An 18,283-nucleotide genomic window follows, 5' to 3' on the forward strand; every position below is an offset into this window, starting at 1 on the left:
TATTGGTTATGGAAATACATATCGGAAATCGTGTGGCCGATGTGACATTGGTCAGTAAAGAAGGGAATAAAGTCCGGCTTTCTATCGACGGGAAGCCGTATGATGTGGATATCGTGATGACGGAGAACGGCAGTTGTTCTGTCTTGCACGATGGGAACTCATTTAACGCGGAGATCATCTCCGGAGAAGATCATCGGAGTTATGACGTGAATATGTTCTACCGTTCCTATCATGTGGATATCGTAGATACCCAAAAGAAATATTTGCGTATGCGTAAAAGTGCGGAAGAGAAGCAAGATGACAAGATTGTCGCCCCGATGCCGGGTAAAGTCGTGAAAATACCTGTGCGGAAAGGAGATCGCTTGGAAACGGGGGATACCGTGGTCGTACTTGAGGCGATGAAGATGCAGAGTAACTATAAGGTAAGCTCAGCATGCGTGGTAAAAGATATATTGGTATCCGAGGGAGATTCCGTTGATAACAATCAAGTGCTTATGACTTTAGACCTATTAAAAGATGATTCATATGAATAACGAGCAATTATATAAAGATTTTGAGGCTTTGAATAAAGAGGCCTCGTTGGGAGGAGGATTGAATCGCATTGAGAAACAACATGCTTGCGGGCGTATGACCGCCCGTGAACGAATCGAGATGCTGTTGGATAAAGGGACTTTCAATGAGCTGGATAAATTCGTGGTGCATCGGTGTACAAACTTCGGGATGGATAAGAATAAGATTCCCGGTGATGGAATGGTAAGTGGTTATGGAAAGATCGATGGTCGTTTGGTATTTGTTTACGCTTATGATTTTACCGCATACGGTGGGACCTTGAGTGCCACGAATGCCGCTAAGATCGTGAAAGTGCAACAATTAGCCTTAAAGAACGGAGCGCCGATCATCGCCTTGAATGACTCGGGGGGTGCCCGGATTCAAGAAGGGGTGAATAGCTTGGCTGGTTATGCTTCTATCTTTTACCAAAATACGATGGCCTCGGGAGTCGTTCCCCAATTATCGGCTATTTTGGGGCCTTGTGCGGGGGGCGCTTGTTATTCCCCGGCTTTGACCGATTTTATTTTTATGGTCAAAGAGCAAAGTCATATGTTTATCACGGGGCCGGATGTCGTAAAGGCGGTGACTCACGAGGTGATCGATAAGGAAGAGCTGGGCGGGGCGCAGGTACATAGCGGAAAAAGCGGGGTCGCACATTTTGTGTGTGATACGGAAGAGGAGACTTTGATGAGTATCCGGGAACTTCTGAGTTTCCTGCCTTCTAATAATATGGAAGACGCTCCAGTTATAGCTTGTGCTGACGATGTGCGTCGGGTAGAAGAGTCGTTGCAGCATGTGATTCCGGAAGATCCTAATGTCCCTTATGACATCAAGGATATTATAGAGCCGATAGTGGATAATCATTACTTTTTCGAGGTTATGCCTCATTTCGCTCGCAATATTGTAGTGGGATTCGCTCGTTTGGGAGGCCGTACCATAGGTATCGTAGGGAACCAACCTGCCTTTTTAGCGGGAGTCTTGGATATCGATGCTTCTGATAAGGCCGCACGTTTCATTCGCTTCTGCGATTGCTTCAATATTCCATTGATCACGTTCGAGGATGTGCCGGGCTTCTTGCCGGGCTGTACGCAAGAACATGCGGGAATTATACGCCACGGGGCAAAAATTGTCTACGCTTATGCGGAGGCCACGGTTCCCAAAATCACGTTGATTACCCGGAAGGCTTACGGGGGAGCCTATATCGTAATGGCAAGTAAGCCTACCGGTGCCGATATAAACTTGGCATATCCGATGGCTGAGATTGCGGTGATGGGGGCTGAAGGTGCCGTGAATATATTATACCGGAAAGCCAACGATGAGGAGAAGAAACAAGCAATTCGTGAATACACCGAGAAATTCTCAAATCCTTACCGGGCAGCCGAGCAAGGATTTATAGATGAAGTCATACAACCTAGAGACACACGTTTTAAATTGATTCAGGCGTTGGAAATGGCGAAAAATAAGAGCCAGAGTAATCCTCCTAAAAAACATGGAAATATTCCCTTGTAGTAATTATTATTTAAGGAAAATCAAAGCCTCTTCCTGTCGGGAGGATAGCTTAGAGGTTAAAAGATCCCGGTTCAATTGTTTTGTCCCGGGATTTTTTTATTTGGATAATAAAAGTAAACAAAAAAGCGAAAAGATATGATATATACGGAAAACATGCTATCTTTGTTCCCGAATCGGTTCCGCATATACCATTCGGGTATGTGGATTAAAAGGGAATCGGGTGTAAATCCCGGACAGTCCCGCTGCTGTGAAGCTCCGAAGAACATCTTGAAACAACACTATCGCCACTGGTTCTAGCGACCGGGAAGGCTTCAAGATGGGAGTCAGTCAGAAGACCTGCCATTCATTAAAGGCTGTTTTTGCTCGAGGGATTAGGAAAGCAGTACGAAAAGATAAGCAATATCTTAAAAGGAACAAAGACGTATGAAAAGGATCTGTTCGCACTGTCGTGCGACATTTGAATGGCCGGTAACCCTTTTGCCGGAAGAGGAAAGTTTGTCTAAATTATCAGCATAAGAAATAGAAAATATATTAGTAAATGTTGTTAGAATGGATGCCAGATTAAACTGGGATACTAAATGTTCAATATGTGTATCTCTGCCGAAGTGATTCGCCAGAGGTACTTTTTTATCTTAAATTAATATATACATGAATAGATATGGAATGGATTAATGAATTGTTATGGGGAGAAGGGGTAGGGCATTCTATCCTTTTGTTATCCGTTGTGATCGCTCTGGGGATCCAGCTTGGTAAACTGAAGCTATTCGGTATCTCTTTAGGGATTACCATGGTACTGTTTGTCGGGATCTTTCTCGGGCATTTCGGTTTTACGGCGAATCCGTCGGTCGTTCATTTTTTTAGAGAGTTTGGTTTGATCTTATTTGTTTACTCGGTAGGTATGCAAGTAGGCCCCGGATTTTTCTCTTCGTTTCGAAAGGGAGGGATCACGTTGAATATGCTTGCTTGCGGTATTGTTTTTCTAGGGGTGATTACTGCCTTGATTATACATTATATTACAGGCATTCCTATACCGACAATGGTAGGTATCTTATCCGGAGCAGTGACGAATACACCGGGATTGGGCGCTGCTCAACAGGCTTATTCAGATATGACGGGGATCTCGGATGAAACGATCGCTTTAGGATATGCGGTTGCCTATCCGTTAGGTGTGATCGGCATTATCTTGTCGATGATTTTTATCCGTTATGTTTTCCGTATCTCTTTTGCGAAGGAGACGGAACAATTGGAAGAAGAGACGGATACGGAATCGGGAGGAGAGGCTGTACCTATCTCTTTGGTGGTGAAGAATCCGGCGATTTTTGGTCGTAGCGTAAGTGAGCTATCTAAATTGTTGGAACACCGTGAATTTGTTATTTCCCGTATTTTACGTAACGATACGAATCGGATAGAGATCGTGGCGGGGAACACGGTATTGAATGGGGATGATAAGATTTTTGTTATTACCGCAGAGCATGACGTGGAGGCGATAAAGACTTTTATCGGTCAAGAAATACAGATGGATCGTAAGCAATGGATTCCGGCGGAAAGCCAGTTTATCAGCCGGCGTATTTTGGTTACCCGGTCTGAAATCAACGGTAAGCAATTAGGGGCTTTGCAGTTACGCCGTTTACATGGAATTAACGTGACTCGGATCAATCGTGCGGGGCTGGAGTTGGTAGCTACTCCTAATCTGGTCTTGCAAATAGGCGACCGGGTGACAGTGGTCGGTAGTGAATTGGCGGTGGAGAAAGTTGCCGAGACGCTGGGTAATTCAATGAAACGCTTGAATGAACCTAATTTGGTGACTATTTTTGTTGGTATAGTTTTGGGTATTATCGTGGGAAGTCTTCCTATTAGTTTTCCGGGTATTCCTCAACCGGTGAAATTAGGATTAGCGGGAGGTCCGTTGATCGTTGCGATATTGATAAGCCGGTTCGGTTATCGTTATAAATTGGTTACTTATACCACGCAAAGTTCTAATTTACTATTGAGGGAATTAGGAATCACGTTGTTTCTCGCCTGCGTGGGATTGAGTGCGGGTGAAGGTTTTGTCGATACGATAGTCAATAAGGGTGGTGTAGCTTGGATCGGTTATGGTTTTATAATAACGTTATTGCCTCTACTGATTATCGGTTGTGTGGGAAGGTATTTTTATAAACTGAATTATTTTACGTTGATGGGATTGATTGCGGGAAGTACGACCGATCCTCCTGCGTTAGCCTATTCCAATATGGCGGCAGGAAATGATGCGCCGGCGGTTGGATATGCGACGGTTTATCCATTGACCATGTTTTTGCGTGTGTTGACCGCACAGTTAATGATATTATTCTTTTATACATAGAATAAATATTTTGTTGTTAGTAATGTTTAGAAAAGTGTAAACTCCCTAGCCTTCCGCCGAAGTGATTCGCCGGGGGGCTTTTTTGTTGCTAATCAAAAAGTAAACATGTATCTTTGCGGCCAATCAAGGTGTAGATGTTATCGATTCCGATAATAATCAGTAAAAGGGAATCCGGTGCGAGTCCGGAGCTGTACCCGTAGCTGTAAGTCCTTGGAGCCCCGGCAAATCTTGTTGCCACTGCCTATCGGATAGGCGGGAAGGTAGCCGACAGAGGGTGGACGAGCCAGAAAACCTGCCATGATTTTGTTATGCGACGTTTCGGGTGAAGACGTTGGTAAATCTAAATGTTGCTATGCGAGATTTATATCTTATAAGATGCCTATGCGTTTTTAGCGCATGGTTATTCTCTTTGGGTGTCGCTTACGGTCAACAGATCGATACGACGGCCTATCACGAGCTTTCCGGGGTGGAAGTGGTGGAGAAGGTACGTCCGTCGGTCACCCGTGAAGGTACGCCTTTGCAAATTATGGACCGGGCGGGAATCGATCGCTTGGGAGTACAAGACCTATCCGAGGCCGTGAAACGCTTCTCGGGAGTTACGGTACAGGATTATGGGGGGATCGGAGGATTGAAAACGGTCTCGGTACGTAGCTTGGGGGCGAAGCATACCGCCGTCAGTTACGATGGGGTGACGATTACGGACGCGCAAAGCGGGCAAGTCGATATCAGCCGTTTCTCGTTGGATAATGTGGAGATGGTTTCCTTGTCAATCGGGCAGTCGGATGACATTTTCCAAACGGCAAGGGTGTATGCTTCGGCAGGCGCCTTGAATATACAAACCGGAAAGCCCACGTTTAAAGACAAATCGTTTCATACTTATCTTAAGGTTAAGGGAGGTTCCTTCGGGCTTTTTAATCCTGTGCTGCATTATGATCAAAAATTAGGAAAGCGTTGGAGCGCATCCTTACATGGTGATTTCGTGCGTGCGGATGGACAATATCCCTATACATTAATTAATGGGGAATTGGAAACGAGAGAGAAGCGAAGAAATAGCGATATCCATTCTTTCCATTTGGAAGGTAATCTATTCGGCGATTTTGGAAGGGGAGGCGAACTTTCCTTTAAGGCGTACTATTTTGATTCGGAGCGGGGGCTTCCCGGTTCTGTTAATTTATATAACAAGAACACTTCTGAACGATTATGGGATAATAACTTTTTCGTGCAATCGGGGTATAAGAATGTTCTTAATGAGAAATTTACGCTACGGGCCATGGCTAAGTATAATTATGCTTTTACTCGTTATTTAGATATAAATGATAAATATGCTGCGGGCGAACAAGTCGATTTGAATACACAGAATGAGTATTATGGCTCTGTAGGTTTGCTGTATACTCCTATAAAGTATGTATCGGCGACGTTGACTACGGATTTAACTCGCTCTATGCTGGACAATAATTTTGTGAACGGCCCTAATCCAAAGCGAATGGCCTCTCAATCAGTACTAGCGGTGCAATATAAGAACAGTCGATTCACGGCTACCGCTAGTTTATTGGGAACATATATCACTGATAAAGTGGAGCAAGGGGAAAAACCGGATGATAAGAGGCGTTTATCCCCGGCTGTAAGTTTGTCTTGGCGGCCATTCTCGGAAAGTACTTTGCGGATACGTGCCTCTTACAAAGATATATTCCGGGTTCCTACATTTACGGACTTGTATTACCTCCGTATGGGAAATACAAATTTGAAACCGGAAGAAACTTCCCAATATAATGTAGGGGTAACATGGAGTTCTTCCTGTGGGGATTGGCTGCGGCATTTCAGTATTTCGGCGGATGGATATTATAATACGGTGAAAGATAAGATCGTGGCTTTACCTACCATGTATGTTTGGAAGATGATGAATATGGGCGAAGTGGATATTAAAGGGGTAGATGTAAATTTATCTACACAATTCCGATTGCCCTTACGAATGAGCTTGCTTTTGGCTTCCACTTATTCTTTTCAATACGCGGTTGATGTGACAGATCCGGAAGCTAAGAATTATAAGGATCAGATTCCTTATACACCTCGTCATTCTGGCACGGTTTCCGTAACCTTGGAAAATCCATGGGTAAATGTCTCTTATATACTGACTGCGGTTGGTGATCGTTATGCATTGCCGCAAAATATAGATCGGAACAGGATTGATTCTTATATAGAACAGAGTATTTCTATAAATCGAGATTTTCGTTTTCGATATTTCGGTTTGCGTTTGCAAGGTGAATTGTTAAATCTTGCGAACGTGAATTATGATGTTATTCAGTATTATCCCATGCCGGGCCGTTCTTGGCGTTTAAGTATTTGTTTATCCTATTAGTAAACTATAAAAGTAAAGTAATGAAAAAGAAGAATTTAGTTTGTGTCTCTGCCTTGTGTGCATTGATGTCTTTCTCGTTTGTCAGCTGTGATGATGACAATGAGCCTTCACTGAACATACCAAATGTATCTGTAACTAATGTCAGTTTTACGGATGAGAATCCGGAAGCTTTAAAAGTTAGCGGAACCTTAAATTGGACAGCTCCGTCTTCTGTTGACAATGTAACAAAGTACGTGATTTATGGTTCCTCTGATGGAACCGCTAAAGATATGAAAATTGCGGAGGTAGAAGTTGGAACACATTCATATGCTATTACGGATGTCGTAAATATAGGCTATTTATTAGTTATAGCCGCAAATGCGGAAGGTGAGTCTTCTGTTTATGCTTCCGTAAGAGTTATTGATTTTGTGAAGGATAGTTCTTTCATGGCTTTATATTTCTTGAATTCGGGCAATATGGGAAATAACAACTCTTCTTTATATATGTACGACATAGAAAAGGATGAGGTTGTCCCCGATTATTTCTTGGCTCAAAATGGCAGGGGGCTGGGAGATACGGCACAGGATATGATCGTGTATGGCGATAAGATGTATATCGCGGTATATGGAGAGTCTACGATAGAAGTGACAGATCTGAAGGCAAAATCCATTAAGCAAGTCAAGACAGAGGGGCAGCCCCGTTATATGGTATCAGAGGGTGGAAAAGTCTATATTAGCTATTATAATGGATATGTCGCTCGTTTGGATACCGCATCCTTGGAGGTTGAGGCGAAAGTAAAGGTCGGACGGAATCCGGAACAATTGGCGGTATCTTCTAATAAATTGTTTGTCTCAAACTCCGGAGGTATGGATTACAGTACCGAGGTTGGGTATGATAAAACGGTATCAGTGGTTGATCTGTCTACTTTTACAGAGATAAAGAAGTTGGATGTAGTATTGAATCCCACACGGATACAGGCGGATGAGCAAGGAAATGTATATGTGGTTTCTATGGGTAACTATGCGGATATACCCAATACGGTACAAAAGATAAATACGGAGACTTATGAGGTTACTTCCCTTACGAATTGTCCAAACGCAACGGAGATGGCCTATGAGGATGGCAAGCTATTTCTGTTCTATGCGCAATGGGGAATGTCTAGCCCTGCATTTTTAACATTTGATACAAAGAGCCAATCTGCGGGAACGAGCTTTATTACAGATGGAACCTCAATACAATCCCCTTATTCAATCAGTGCCGTGGGTGGAAATGTCTATGTCGCAGAGTCTGATTATAAGAATAATGGCGATATCTATTGTTTCGGAGGTGACGGTAAATTGTTCAAGAAGTTTGAGGCCGGTTTAAATCCCATGAAAGTAGTCCTCGCTCAAAAAGATAATATCTAATGCGATTACTGATTCTCTTAGGGTTCGCTTTCTGGATGGTGGCATGTACGCCATCCGGAAAGCAAACTTCTTCCAAGGAAGCTCTTTCCTCTGATAGTATTCAATATGCCCAAGGTTTCACGGTTCAGCGCTTTGATACCTATATAATGGTGGAAGTTCGTGATCCGTGGGATAGCACCCGTCTGCTTCAACGCTATTTATTGGTAGACCGGACAAAGTCGGTTCCCGGCGGATTACCCAAAGGGACGATCGTGAAGGTCCCGGTAAAAGATATTGTGATTTATACTTCTGTCCATGCGGCTATTATTGATCAACTGCACGAAACCGATAAGGTTATAGGCGTTTGTGAGCCTCGTTATATGGATACTCCTGCCATACAAGAGGGTATACAGGCCGGAAGAATCGCTGATTTAGGTGAGGCTACCTCTCCGAATATAGAGAAAATGATAGAGATCGGCGCGGAACTCGTGATAGCTTCCCCATTCCAGAACAGTAGTTATGGGCCTGTCGAGAAGATAGGGATACCCATTATCGAAGGAGCCGACTATATGGAGGCATTTCCTTTGGGGCGTACGGAGTGGATTCGCTTTTATGGTTTGCTATTCGGAAAGGAAGAGATGGCCGATTCTATATTTAAAGAAACAGAGCAAGCCTATTTGTCTCTAAAGGACTTAACCGCAAATATAGATAATCGTCCTACTGTTTTGTCGGAGAAAAAGTTCGGCTCTTCGTGGTATGTACCATCCGGAGATAGTTATATGGCTCATCTTATCGAGGACGCCGGAGCTGATTATATGTTTAAGGATTTACCGGGTGCCGGAAGTACCCCCTTAGCGTTTGAGACCGTGTTTGATAAAGCGATCCATGCGGATATTTGGCTTGTTAAATATAATCAGTCTTCTGAGATGACCTATAACGATTTACGCTCCGAATATACTCCTTACGAGAATTTCGACGCTTTTAAAAAAAAACGGATTTATACCTGTAATACAGGTGCAGTTCCTTATTACGAGGAATTCCCTATACATCCGGAATATTTATTGAAAGATTTAATCTGGATTTTCCATCCGGAGCTAGTATTCGGGTATTCTCCCCGTTATTTTAGAGAAATGCCCTGATTGTCTTAAAGGTTTCATATCTTTGTTGAAATGTCGTTTCTAGACAAATAAAGGTATTAGACTATGAAGATAAAAAAGGTATATGCTGATGCTTTAACTACATTAGCGAAGGGAACAGATGCCGGGATTTACAGGTTGAATCCCAAACGAGTTGAAATCGTGAGTCGTGAGCAAGATGTAAAACGTGTTCTTGCTGAATGTGAGAAGACTGGTAAATCTGTAACCTTTAAAGCTGGGGGGACCTCTTTATCCGGCCAGACTATTACAGATTCTGTATTGATGGAAATCAGTCCTGACTATGGAAAGGTTAAGATTTCAGGAGATGGGAGTTTGGCTAAATTCCCTTGTGGTATAACTGGAGAAGAGGCGAACCGCTGGTTGAAACCTTATGGCCGTAAGCTAGGGCCTAGCCCTGCCTCCATCAAATCCGCACGTATCGGCGGGATCGTAGCGAATAACTCGAGTGGTTCTAGCTATGGTATTATCCATAACTCCTATAATACGGTCCGGGATATGGAGATTATCTTTGCGGATGGAGCCTTTTTGGATACTTCTTCGTTAGCGAGTCGCAGGGATTTCATGCAAACGCATATAGGCTTATTGGAGAAGTTGATGAATTTCCGTTTGGAGATCTTGTTGAATCCGGACATGGAAGACCGGATTCTATCTAAATATGAGTTGAAGAATACATGCGGTTATGGAATGAACTCTTTCTTGGATTATACCGATCCATACGATATACTCATGCATTTAATGGTTGGCTCGGAAGGAACCTTAGGGTTTATTTCTTCGGTTACTTTCGAGACAGTCCCCGATGAGGCTTTAAAAGCTTCCGCCTTGATTTATTTCCCCTCTTTGATGGAGGCGTGCAGAGCCATAGCCCCGTTACGCCAATGCAAAGTGTCCGCCGCCGAGTTGATGGATAGAAACGCCTTACATGCGGTAGAGGATGAACCGGGGATGCCGGAGATATTACATTCTTTACCCGAGGATGCGGTAGCGTTGCTGATCGACACGTCTTCTAATTCGGAAGAAGAACTTCAAATCCAATTCCGGGATATAGAGGAGCGGCTAGCAGATATACAGACCTTATATCCGGTATCATTTACGACCGATCCGAAGCTTTACGCTACTTATTGGCGGGTACGAAACGGTTTATTTACTTCCGCTGCGGGAAGACGGCCACGGGGTACGGTATCTATTATTGAAGATATCGCTTTCCGGGAAGAGGTTTTAGGAGAGGCTTTGGAACAAGTGCGTGGGGTCTTGTCGGATTATGGATACGGAAATGCGGTGATGTGGGGACATTTATTGGATGGAAACGTTCATTTCACGATTTTTCCGGATATAAACGCACAGGAAGGTATCGATCATTACGCTTCTTTTATGCGTAGCCTTGTAGATGTGGTACTTTACTACGACGGTAGCTTGAAAGCGGAGCATGGCACGGGACGAAATATGGCTCCATTTGTTAAAGATGAATGGGGTGAGGAGATTTATGAGTTGATGTGGAAGATCAAAAGGCTCTTTGACCCGGAAAATATATTAAATCCGGGTGTCCTTTTAAATCGGGACCCGGATGTGTTTATAAAGAACTTAAAGCAAATACCGTTGGCGAATGAGCTGATCGATAAATGCATCGAGTGTGGTTTTTGTGAGATACAATGTCCGTCAAGGCATGTGACATTGACACCCCGGCAACGTATCGTGATCTATAGGGAATTATCGGCTTTGGCGGAACAGGGGGAAACAAACTCTAAGCGATATAAAGAACTCAAGAAAGCCTTTAACTATAAAGGTAACGCTACCTGCGCTACCGATGGCCTATGTGCTACGGCATGTCCGGTTGGCATTAATACCGGTTTATTGATCAAAGAGTTACGGTGGAAAGAGAATGGTGTCTTGGCGAATGCTATCGCTTCGGGCATCGCCGGGAATATGGGAACCGTAACGGGTATGCTTCGTCCTTTGCTTAAGCTGCCCCATGTGCTTTCAAAGCTGGTGGGGTATAACGCATTCGAGAGATTTGCCTCTTTCTTGTTTAGGGCTTCCGCTCATAAATTCCCGCTTTGGACTCGGCATACACCTTCTGGCGCGTCAAAGTTCAAGGAACTGACGGGTGTAGAGAATGGGATGGAAATGGTTTATTTCCCGTCTTGTATTACCCGTACGATGGGAGCTTCAGCTGATTATGAAGATGTGGATTTTGTAAGTGTAACGGAACAAATAATCGCTTTATTGACAAGAGCGGACTTTACGATTCGTTATCCTGAGAATCTAAGTAAGCTTTGTTGCGGCATGGCTTTTAGCAGTAAAGGGTTCCGGAAGCAAGCGGCGCAGAAGGCGGAGGAATTGAATGAGGCTCTTTTGCGGGCGAGCGATAACGGTCGCTTGCCTATTTTGTGTGACATGAGCCCTTGCTTGCTGCATATGAGGGAAACCTTGGATAAACGTTTACGATTATATGAACCTGTGGAGTTTATCTATGACTTTATGCGTGATCGTCTGAACTTTACTAAGTTGCCGGTTACGGTAGCGGTACACTCTACTTGTAGTACAACGAAGATGGGAGTACAAGACAAGCTGGTGGAACTGGCGGGCTTATGCGCGAACCGGGTGGTCTCTCCCTCTCAAGTTACTTGTTGCGGTTGGGCGGGCGATCGTGGTTTCTTCTATCCGGAACTAAACGCTTCCGGTCTTCATTACTTGAAACCGAATTTGCATGGGGCGACGGAAGGATATAGCAATAGCCGTACGTGCGAGATCGGTTTGACGATGAATAGTGGGATATCCTATAAATCGATCGTCTATTTAGTGGAAAAGGCTACTCGTTAAAAATCAAAAACCCCGGTTTCGTACAACTGAAACCCGGGGCTTTGTAGTTTGGCATTCGAAATTATAGGGAGTTTTATTTCATAGATTTTTTTTATTCATATTATGCGTAACCGTTAAGCATTCCGTTGAAATACATCGGTTTTAAAATATATACCTTTAAGATCCAAGCAAGCCATTGCTCTTTTGATGTATCGATCATCGAGAATGGGAATGAAATGTCTGGTTTCTTTTCGTAGTCAAACTCACAAAGCAACACATGACCGTAATCCGTGACGATCGGGCAAGCGGCATAACCGTTGTATTTCTCGGTCGGCTCTTTGCCTTCCATGAGCGCGATCAGGTTCTTGGCGGCGATAGGTACTTGCTTACGGATAGCGGCAGATGTTTTACTGGTCGGGATACCGGCTACATCACCCAGAGAAACGATGTTCTGGTATTTCTTATGTACCAAGGTCTCTTTATCGACCATTACCCATGCGTCCGCGGCCAATTTACCTTCTGTCCAACCTAATCCGGCATCACGAACGAAATCAGGAGCGGACATAGGCGGGGTGAAGTGTAAGAAATCGTAATCCTCTACGAACGGCGTTACGATCTTTTCTTCGCCTTTTGTCTCTATCTTCTCAAAATGTACTTGCTTCGCGGATGTGTCTACACCTTTTACACGTACATTCAAGTTAATAGGTATGTTACGTTCATTATATATTTCTAGCAAGCGAGGTGTGAAATACGGGATATCGTATAGTTCCTTCGATGCGGTAAAATAATTCAATTGCAGTTTGTCGCGTGTCCCTTGTTTCCTTGCGTAATGCTCGGATAATAAACAGATCTTTTTGGGGGCGCCGCCACATTTATGTTTTGTATAGGTATCGGTATAAATACCTTTGCCTCCTTTTTTCGCGAATTCTTGAAGAGCTTTCCATGTCTTTTGGGCTCCTTCGAAATCGTAAATAGAGTTTGCGTTTCCTTGTCCCAAGGTATCGTGGGTAATACCCTCTACTTTTTCCCAGTTACATTGTAATCCCGGGGTCAGTACTAAAAAGTCGTATGGAATCTTTCCGTTACTTTTGGTCGTTACTTGATTCCATACGGGATCAACCGCGGCGACCGAGTCCTTTATCCATTTTATACCGCTAGGCATACAATCCTCTTGCTTCTTCCAAACATCTTCCGGTTGGTACACACCTGAGGCGATCAGAGTGAATCCCGGTTGATAAAACTGACGATCGCTGGGGTCAATCAGGGTGATATCCGGTTCATCAAGCCAATGTTTTAATCGGGCAGCCATACTGATACCAGCGGCTCCTCCACCGATAATAACGATTTTACCTTTTGCGCTGCTTGAAAAAGCGTTTGCTTTTCCGGTATTAACTCCCGCGATCAGTCCTGTCGCCGCTAATAACTTAAAGAAATGTCGTCTGTCGACACCTTTCTTTTCTAGCGCATCTAATTGTTTCTCCAGTTCGTGTTTCATCATGTCGAAAGAATTTAAGATTTTATTCGCCGGCAAAGGAAACATAATAAATTACGGTAGCCATGAAAATGACTACTACACGACTTGCGCAAATGATTTTTTTATTGGATAAGACTACTACAAGACTTTCTCAAGCTCCTTTTGTATATATATACTATGCTGTTATATAGTATATTATATGTCAAATAGATTAAAATTATATAAGACTCACTTTTTGCGAGATTCTAAAGTGATGCGATCCGGAAGCCAGAGATACGCTGGCACATCCTCCAATTCCAACACGATTCTTTCTTCGATCATTCCTTCCGCTTCCTCAAAGCTTCCGACGATGATCAAATCCTCCTTCCCATCCTCGTTAACAGCCTGCGGCTTAATATCGTACGATCAACCGCAATAAGATCTACCACATTTTTTTTATCTCTTCCAGATAAATTAAAGTAAGTCGTGGGAGTGGTTTATTGTGAATATGTAAATATTTAACACATAAATCTTTATCCATAATGAATAAGAAAGGAGCGAAAGAATCTTCTAGTTCCATAGGTAGCCCTAAATTCTTATTATGTAAGCTCAATAGTTTTTTCCCATAGCAATCGTTTCTTAATCGAGCAGGATAATCAGGCGATACGAAAACTATTTTTGTTTTTATTTCCTCGTCTGTAAAAACCTCGTTCATTATATCGACAACTGCATCGATACAAGGAGGACATGTTTTCTCTGAAAAACAAAAGAATAATTTTTTATCATTACATAAATTACTTAAGGAGAAAGAATCTAGAGAGTCTGTTCCCCAATAGGCTATTTGATCAAGGCATTCATAGTGTTCATTTTTTAGTTCTTCTCTTTTAAGGATACCCAGACTTTCTTTCTCGTATTCAAAATTGTCAACATACACATCCTTCGGGGATTTTCTAAAATGATTCACGCATTGCATACAAATTATGCCTGCCAGTATCCCCAAAAGGAAAATATAAATTGTATTCTCGTTAACCTTCATTTTTGAAAACATATTTTACTAAGACAGGATTCTCTTGTTCCGAATGTGATTGAATAATTCTTTGCTGATCCTCATTTCTTAACTTCTCGGGAAATAGATCATTTAATGGAAGCCCTCCTTCCGGAGTACAGAGGATGAAGTCTTCTCCGAAGTAGATCGGGTAAAGTTGCAAGCCCTCCTTGGTTCGCTCGAATTGAAGCAAGTCATGGTTTTTCCTGTTATAAAACAGTTGGATGTACTTGTTTTGGCGGACTACCATGGCGTATCGATATCTGCTGTTTTGTCCCTGAGAGTCTATTATATAATTTACGCTCTTAGAGGAATAGACATCCTTCGCGTATTGAATTATTTCTTGCTTGCTCATATTGGGATGGAATTCTAATTTTTCGATGTCATTATTTAAATCACCAAAATCCCAACGATAAAGCTCTGTAAAGGTCGCTCCCGATAGTGAATAAATCGTATTAGTCAAAGACCTTCGAAAAGCGTGTGGAAATGGAAATACACCCCTACAAAATACATCTTTTATGTCTTCAGGAAAATATTCATCGAGTATCTCGTTTCTTGATAGGGAATAAAACTTCAAGCGATGGTCGTAATCGTATGTGAAGAAAGCTATCGTATCCTTGTTTTGGAACTGTAGGCTGTTGTAGGCCCCCGCTATTTCAGGAAGTTTCTTTTTCTCGATGAACTTGCCCCCTAGATCATAGAAAAAGAGAGCGTTGCTGACGGCGCAAAGTACTACAAGGTTCCTGCGGGTCGTATCGATCGCGAAATCTGTTAAGTTTAAATACTCACCCGGGCCGTTTCCTTTCTCGTTAAGCGCGAATTGGAAATGTCCCTCCCTATCGAAAACAAAGATTTGGGATCTCGAATAATCGTGAATATAATATCGATCCTCAAAAAACTTGATTTGGGTTATATTACGGATCAGCGATTCTGGCGTTGTCTCTAACGGAATGAGTTGGATCTCAGAAAATAGATCTTTAGTGGAGATCTCGTCTCGCTCGTCCAAATTCACGGTGATGATATCTGATTCCATATTTTTCTTATCCTTCCATCCCGTACAAGAAAGAAAAATATGGATATCATCGAAAAATAATAGATGATACTTTTCATGCTTTTTAATCTGGATAACAATGATGTTCTTGCATTCCTGAGAAATAACAATGCACATAATAAATACCACTTATCCAATCTACATTCCAGCAAGTCCCCTCATATCTGCCGCAGCTTATGACTGGGCCTTGGTCGCCATCCGGGCAAGCATGATCATCACTGTCACCTTCTGCTAAAACATCTACGTTTATAGCGAAAAAGATCAAACTGATTAACGCCGTGAATTTAAAAAATCTCTTTCCCATACATCATTAAATTTAAGTGAAACAAAAGTTTGAATACAAATATATATATATTGATAGTGTAATGATTTCCATGTGAAAATTTCCCGGAATAAATTATTCATGTTAGATGTTGAGTTTGTCGAGAGATCATTTTCGGGAAGAATTTTTTACTTCAATACGATCTTGTAGCTTTCTTCCCCTCCGGTAGCCATGTGCAATTGGAGGACGTATAACCAACCCGTCGGGCGTTCTGGTGAGATTCTCGGAAAATATTTTTAGTAGTTCATCAGGAAATCGACAAGATTCGTATCCCCATCAAGGGCTAATCGCTTTCTTAAGCGGTATCTTCTTAGCTCGATAGCCCGTACGGATACATTCATTAACGATGCGATCTCCTTCGTGGAAAGGTTCATGCGGAGTAAGCAACAAATACGCAAATCGCCTGCCGTTATATCTGCGTATTGCTGGCGTAAACGATCCATGAAATTCTGGTGGGCGCTATTGAAATAGGTCTCGAACTGCACCCAATCCGCTTGATCGTTCAAGGTAGATTCGATCAAGGAACGTAAACGGGTATATAACTTATTGGGGTATCGGTCACCCAATGTCTCTTTCTGCTTATCCAGTTCTTCCAACAAAGCTTGGATTGCCTCGTTTCTTTTTACCAAAGCTGTTGTCTGGAGAGTAAGCTCATTGTTTTTGTTTTGCAACTCCGTTTCCAGCATCTCGCTTTTCATTTGTTGAAGCCTTTGCAGTTCGGCTTGTCGCTCTGCCTCCAGCTTTTCTTGTTCTTTTTTCCGCAAATTCCTTAAATGGTACCGAAGTCCTTCTTGAATGGCGAACCATATCAAAGCGACGTAGATCAAATAGGCCCATACGGTATTATACCAAGGAGGGCGCACCGTGATTTGCATCGTGATCTCGGGAAACGGCCCACGGGTTACATATTTACGTACCCTTAGCTCATAAGTTCCTTCCGGAAGTTGTAAGAAGGTAATTTTGCCGTCTTTCTGCCAAGAAGACCAATCGGCGGATACCCCTTCCAGCTTATAACAGATTTGGTGATTAGGGGTGAATACCGTTGTTCCGATGTATAGCGAGAGTTCTTGGAAGTTATGGGGCAGGTCGATTCTTTGCGTGTCCGGATATAAATAATGTGTACCTTCTTGATCTTGATACTCGATGCGCATAAACCGTGGCATCGTCAATCCTCCTAGGCTTCCCTCTATTAATTGACGAGTGTTGATTAATAGGGTTCCTTGCATGGCAGATACCAAATCAAGAGAATCATTCAAGGGGATGATCCGTTTGCCATTGGTTACCAGATTCAGATCGTAATTATCGAATAGGATCCGGCATTTTAAAGTTCCTGTACCGTTTTCCCGATGGAAGAGTCCGGCCTCATTCTGGATCGTGAGCCAATACAAATTGTCTGGAACCGGGTAAATACTTTCTGCGTTGGCGAATACGCTCAATACGTCTTTATTCTTAAATAAAGAGCTTACCGATAAATGATTATCGGTCGTATCCGGATGGATATATGAACGTCCGATCTCATCGGATATCGGGGTAAACTTATCACCAAACATCAGGCTCCGGCTGAAGTAGCCGACATTGGTCCGGATATAGAGGCGGTTATCCTCTTTTACAGCGTCTTCCAACTTTCCGATCTGGCTTCTTTTACCTAACATGGCGATGGGAGGATTGATATCTATTTGGGAGATACCATTATCCAAGGCGACCCAGATTAAATTATTATCCTGTACGCAGATGGAGCGTACGATATTATCTTGTAACTGATTATTGATGTTGAGATGTTGAAAGATCTCCCCTTCGTCGTTGGTGATATAAATACCGGACGTAGATGTTCCCGTGAAATTGAGACCTCCGGCGCTAGCGAAGGAAGTTGGGTGCTTCTCCTCGATTTCTTTCGGGATCGTGTAATTCGTCTCGGGATCATCGAAATTTATATATGACGGGAGCGTATCGATCGGATGGTATTCCAGATTCCCGAGTTTGTCGTATAGCCAATAGCCTAACGATGATTTGCCTTGGGTATAGATAGAATCGTTCTGGAAAGATACTTTATAAATAGGGGTTTTATCCGGTAATGGATATGTGTTCCATGTATTCCCGTCAAAAGTAACCAGACCGGAATTATTAGCTACATATAAGATGCCATGATAGGAAACCGCTAAATCCCAATTTTGGCAACTAGCCTTGTAATCGTCTACGGAATAATTTTGTACGAGGATAGAGGGAGCGACCACAGACGCACGCAAGGCGAAAACCGCCAGTATAGATAATAATATGATAAAAGGTAGCCGTCTGTACATGGTCTTTAAACTATAGAGACAAGGCATAAAGCCTTGTCTCTTT

The 18,283-nt window shown here is 42.9% G+C and carries 12 protein-coding genes and 2 riboswitches; of the genes, 7 read left to right on the forward strand and 5 right to left on the reverse strand.

Annotated features, from left to right (window positions below; translation table 11 throughout):
• Positions 1 to 8 precede the first annotated feature (8 nt).
• The 7 genes from NBH07_RS15570 (at position 9) to NBH07_RS15600 (ending at position 12,093) form a co-directional block, all read left to right on the forward strand.
• Positions 9 to 533 carry an acyl-CoA carboxylase biotin carboxyl carrier protein subunit gene (locus tag NBH07_RS15570; RefSeq protein WP_005859628.1) on the forward strand — a complete coding sequence of 175 codons (525 nt, stop codon included), beginning with the start codon at positions 9 to 11 and terminating at the stop codon, positions 531 to 533.
• Positions 526 to 2,058 carry an acyl-CoA carboxylase subunit beta gene (locus tag NBH07_RS15575; RefSeq protein WP_005859626.1) on the forward strand — a complete coding sequence of 511 codons (1,533 nt, stop codon included), beginning with the start codon at positions 526 to 528 and terminating at the stop codon, positions 2,056 to 2,058. Before NBH07_RS15570 ends, NBH07_RS15575 begins: the two co-directional genes overlap by 8 nt.
• 157 nt (positions 2,059 to 2,215) lie before the next feature.
• Positions 2,216 to 2,416: riboswitch (cobalamin riboswitch) on the forward strand.
• A gap of 300 nt (positions 2,417 to 2,716) precedes the next feature.
• A complete protein-coding gene (locus tag NBH07_RS15580; RefSeq protein WP_005859616.1) occupies positions 2,717 to 4,399 on the forward strand; it encodes a putative transporter in 1,683 nt (560 codons plus the stop codon).
• 109 nt (positions 4,400 to 4,508) lie between these two features.
• Positions 4,509 to 4,713, forward strand: a riboswitch (cobalamin riboswitch).
• Positions 4,714 to 4,751: 38 nt separating this feature from the next.
• Positions 4,752 to 6,755 carry a TonB-dependent receptor plug domain-containing protein gene (locus NBH07_RS15585; protein WP_034526476.1) on the forward strand — a complete coding sequence of 668 codons (2,004 nt, stop codon included), beginning with the start codon at positions 4,752 to 4,754 and terminating at the stop codon, positions 6,753 to 6,755.
• Between the two features lie 20 nt (positions 6,756 to 6,775).
• Positions 6,776 to 8,140: a DUF5074 domain-containing protein gene (locus tag NBH07_RS15590; RefSeq protein WP_005859612.1), complete on the forward strand. Its 1,365-nt coding sequence runs from the start codon at positions 6,776 to 6,778 to the stop codon at positions 8,138 to 8,140.
• Entirely contained in the window at positions 8,140 to 9,258 is a 1,119-nt protein-coding gene (locus NBH07_RS15595; RefSeq protein ID WP_005867452.1) for an ABC transporter substrate-binding protein, read from the forward strand. Before NBH07_RS15590 ends, NBH07_RS15595 begins: the two co-directional genes overlap by 1 nt.
• Before the next feature lie 63 nt (positions 9,259 to 9,321).
• Positions 9,322 to 12,093, forward strand: a complete 2,772-nt coding sequence (locus NBH07_RS15600) for an FAD-binding and (Fe-S)-binding domain-containing protein (protein ID WP_009016852.1) — start codon at positions 9,322 to 9,324, stop codon at positions 12,091 to 12,093.
• Between the two features lie 100 nt (positions 12,094 to 12,193).
• On the opposite strand, the gene NBH07_RS15605 is transcribed toward NBH07_RS15600, so the two are convergent.
• The 5 genes from NBH07_RS15605 to NBH07_RS15625 form a co-directional block, all read right to left on the reverse strand.
• On the reverse strand, positions 12,194 to 13,570 hold the full coding sequence (locus NBH07_RS15605; protein WP_008772856.1) for an NAD(P)/FAD-dependent oxidoreductase: 1,377 nt from the start codon (positions 13,568 to 13,570) through the stop codon (positions 12,194 to 12,196).
• A gap of 397 nt (positions 13,571 to 13,967) precedes the next feature.
• Entirely contained in the window at positions 13,968 to 14,561 is a 594-nt protein-coding gene (locus NBH07_RS15610) for a hypothetical protein (protein ID WP_005859604.1), read from the reverse strand.
• Positions 14,551 to 15,603 carry a DUF4934 domain-containing protein gene (locus NBH07_RS15615; protein ID WP_229033860.1) on the reverse strand — a complete coding sequence of 351 codons (1,053 nt, stop codon included), beginning with the start codon at positions 15,601 to 15,603 and terminating at the stop codon, positions 14,551 to 14,553. Before NBH07_RS15615 ends, NBH07_RS15610 begins: the two co-directional genes overlap by 11 nt.
• Positions 15,604 to 15,685: 82 nt before the next feature.
• Positions 15,686 to 15,925: a hypothetical protein gene (locus tag NBH07_RS15620; RefSeq protein ID WP_008779155.1), complete on the reverse strand. Its 240-nt coding sequence runs from the start codon at positions 15,923 to 15,925 to the stop codon at positions 15,686 to 15,688.
• 254 nt (positions 15,926 to 16,179) lie between these two features.
• Positions 16,180 to 18,240, reverse strand: a complete 2,061-nt coding sequence (locus NBH07_RS15625) for a ligand-binding sensor domain-containing protein (RefSeq protein WP_039848535.1) — start codon at positions 18,238 to 18,240, stop codon at positions 16,180 to 16,182.
• Positions 18,241 to 18,283: the final 43 nt, after the last annotated feature.

This window comes from Parabacteroides sp. B2-S-102, assembly GCF_023656665.1.
Lineage (GTDB): Bacteria > Bacteroidota > Bacteroidia > Bacteroidales > Tannerellaceae > Parabacteroides > Parabacteroides distasonis.

Coding starts and splice junctions, on each gene's coding strand:
- NBH07_RS15620 (WP_008779155.1), bottom strand. CDS start 15,925: ATGGGAAAGAGATTTTTTAAATTCACGGCGTTAATCAGTTTGATCTTT.
- NBH07_RS15625 (WP_039848535.1), bottom strand. CDS start 18,240: ATGTACAGACGGCTACCTTTTATCATATTATTATCTATACTGGCGGTT.
- NBH07_RS15605 (WP_008772856.1), bottom strand. CDS start 13,570: ATGATGAAACACGAACTGGAGAAACAATTAGATGCGCTAGAAAAGAAA.
- NBH07_RS15590 (WP_005859612.1), top strand. CDS start 6,776: ATGAAAAAGAAGAATTTAGTTTGTGTCTCTGCCTTGTGTGCATTGATG.
- NBH07_RS15595 (WP_005867452.1), top strand. CDS start 8,140: ATGCGATTACTGATTCTCTTAGGGTTCGCTTTCTGGATGGTGGCATGT.
- NBH07_RS15615 (WP_229033860.1), bottom strand. CDS start 15,603: ATGGAATCAGATATCATCACCGTGAATTTGGACGAGCGAGACGAGATC.
- NBH07_RS15585 (WP_034526476.1), top strand. CDS start 4,752: ATGCGAGATTTATATCTTATAAGATGCCTATGCGTTTTTAGCGCATGG.
- NBH07_RS15570 (WP_005859628.1), top strand. CDS start 9: ATGGAAATACATATCGGAAATCGTGTGGCCGATGTGACATTGGTCAGT.
- NBH07_RS15610 (WP_005859604.1), bottom strand. CDS start 14,561: ATGAAGGTTAACGAGAATACAATTTATATTTTCCTTTTGGGGATACTG.
- NBH07_RS15575 (WP_005859626.1), top strand. CDS start 526: ATGAATAACGAGCAATTATATAAAGATTTTGAGGCTTTGAATAAAGAG.
- NBH07_RS15600 (WP_009016852.1), top strand. CDS start 9,322: ATGAAGATAAAAAAGGTATATGCTGATGCTTTAACTACATTAGCGAAG.
- NBH07_RS15580 (WP_005859616.1), top strand. CDS start 2,717: ATGGAATGGATTAATGAATTGTTATGGGGAGAAGGGGTAGGGCATTCT.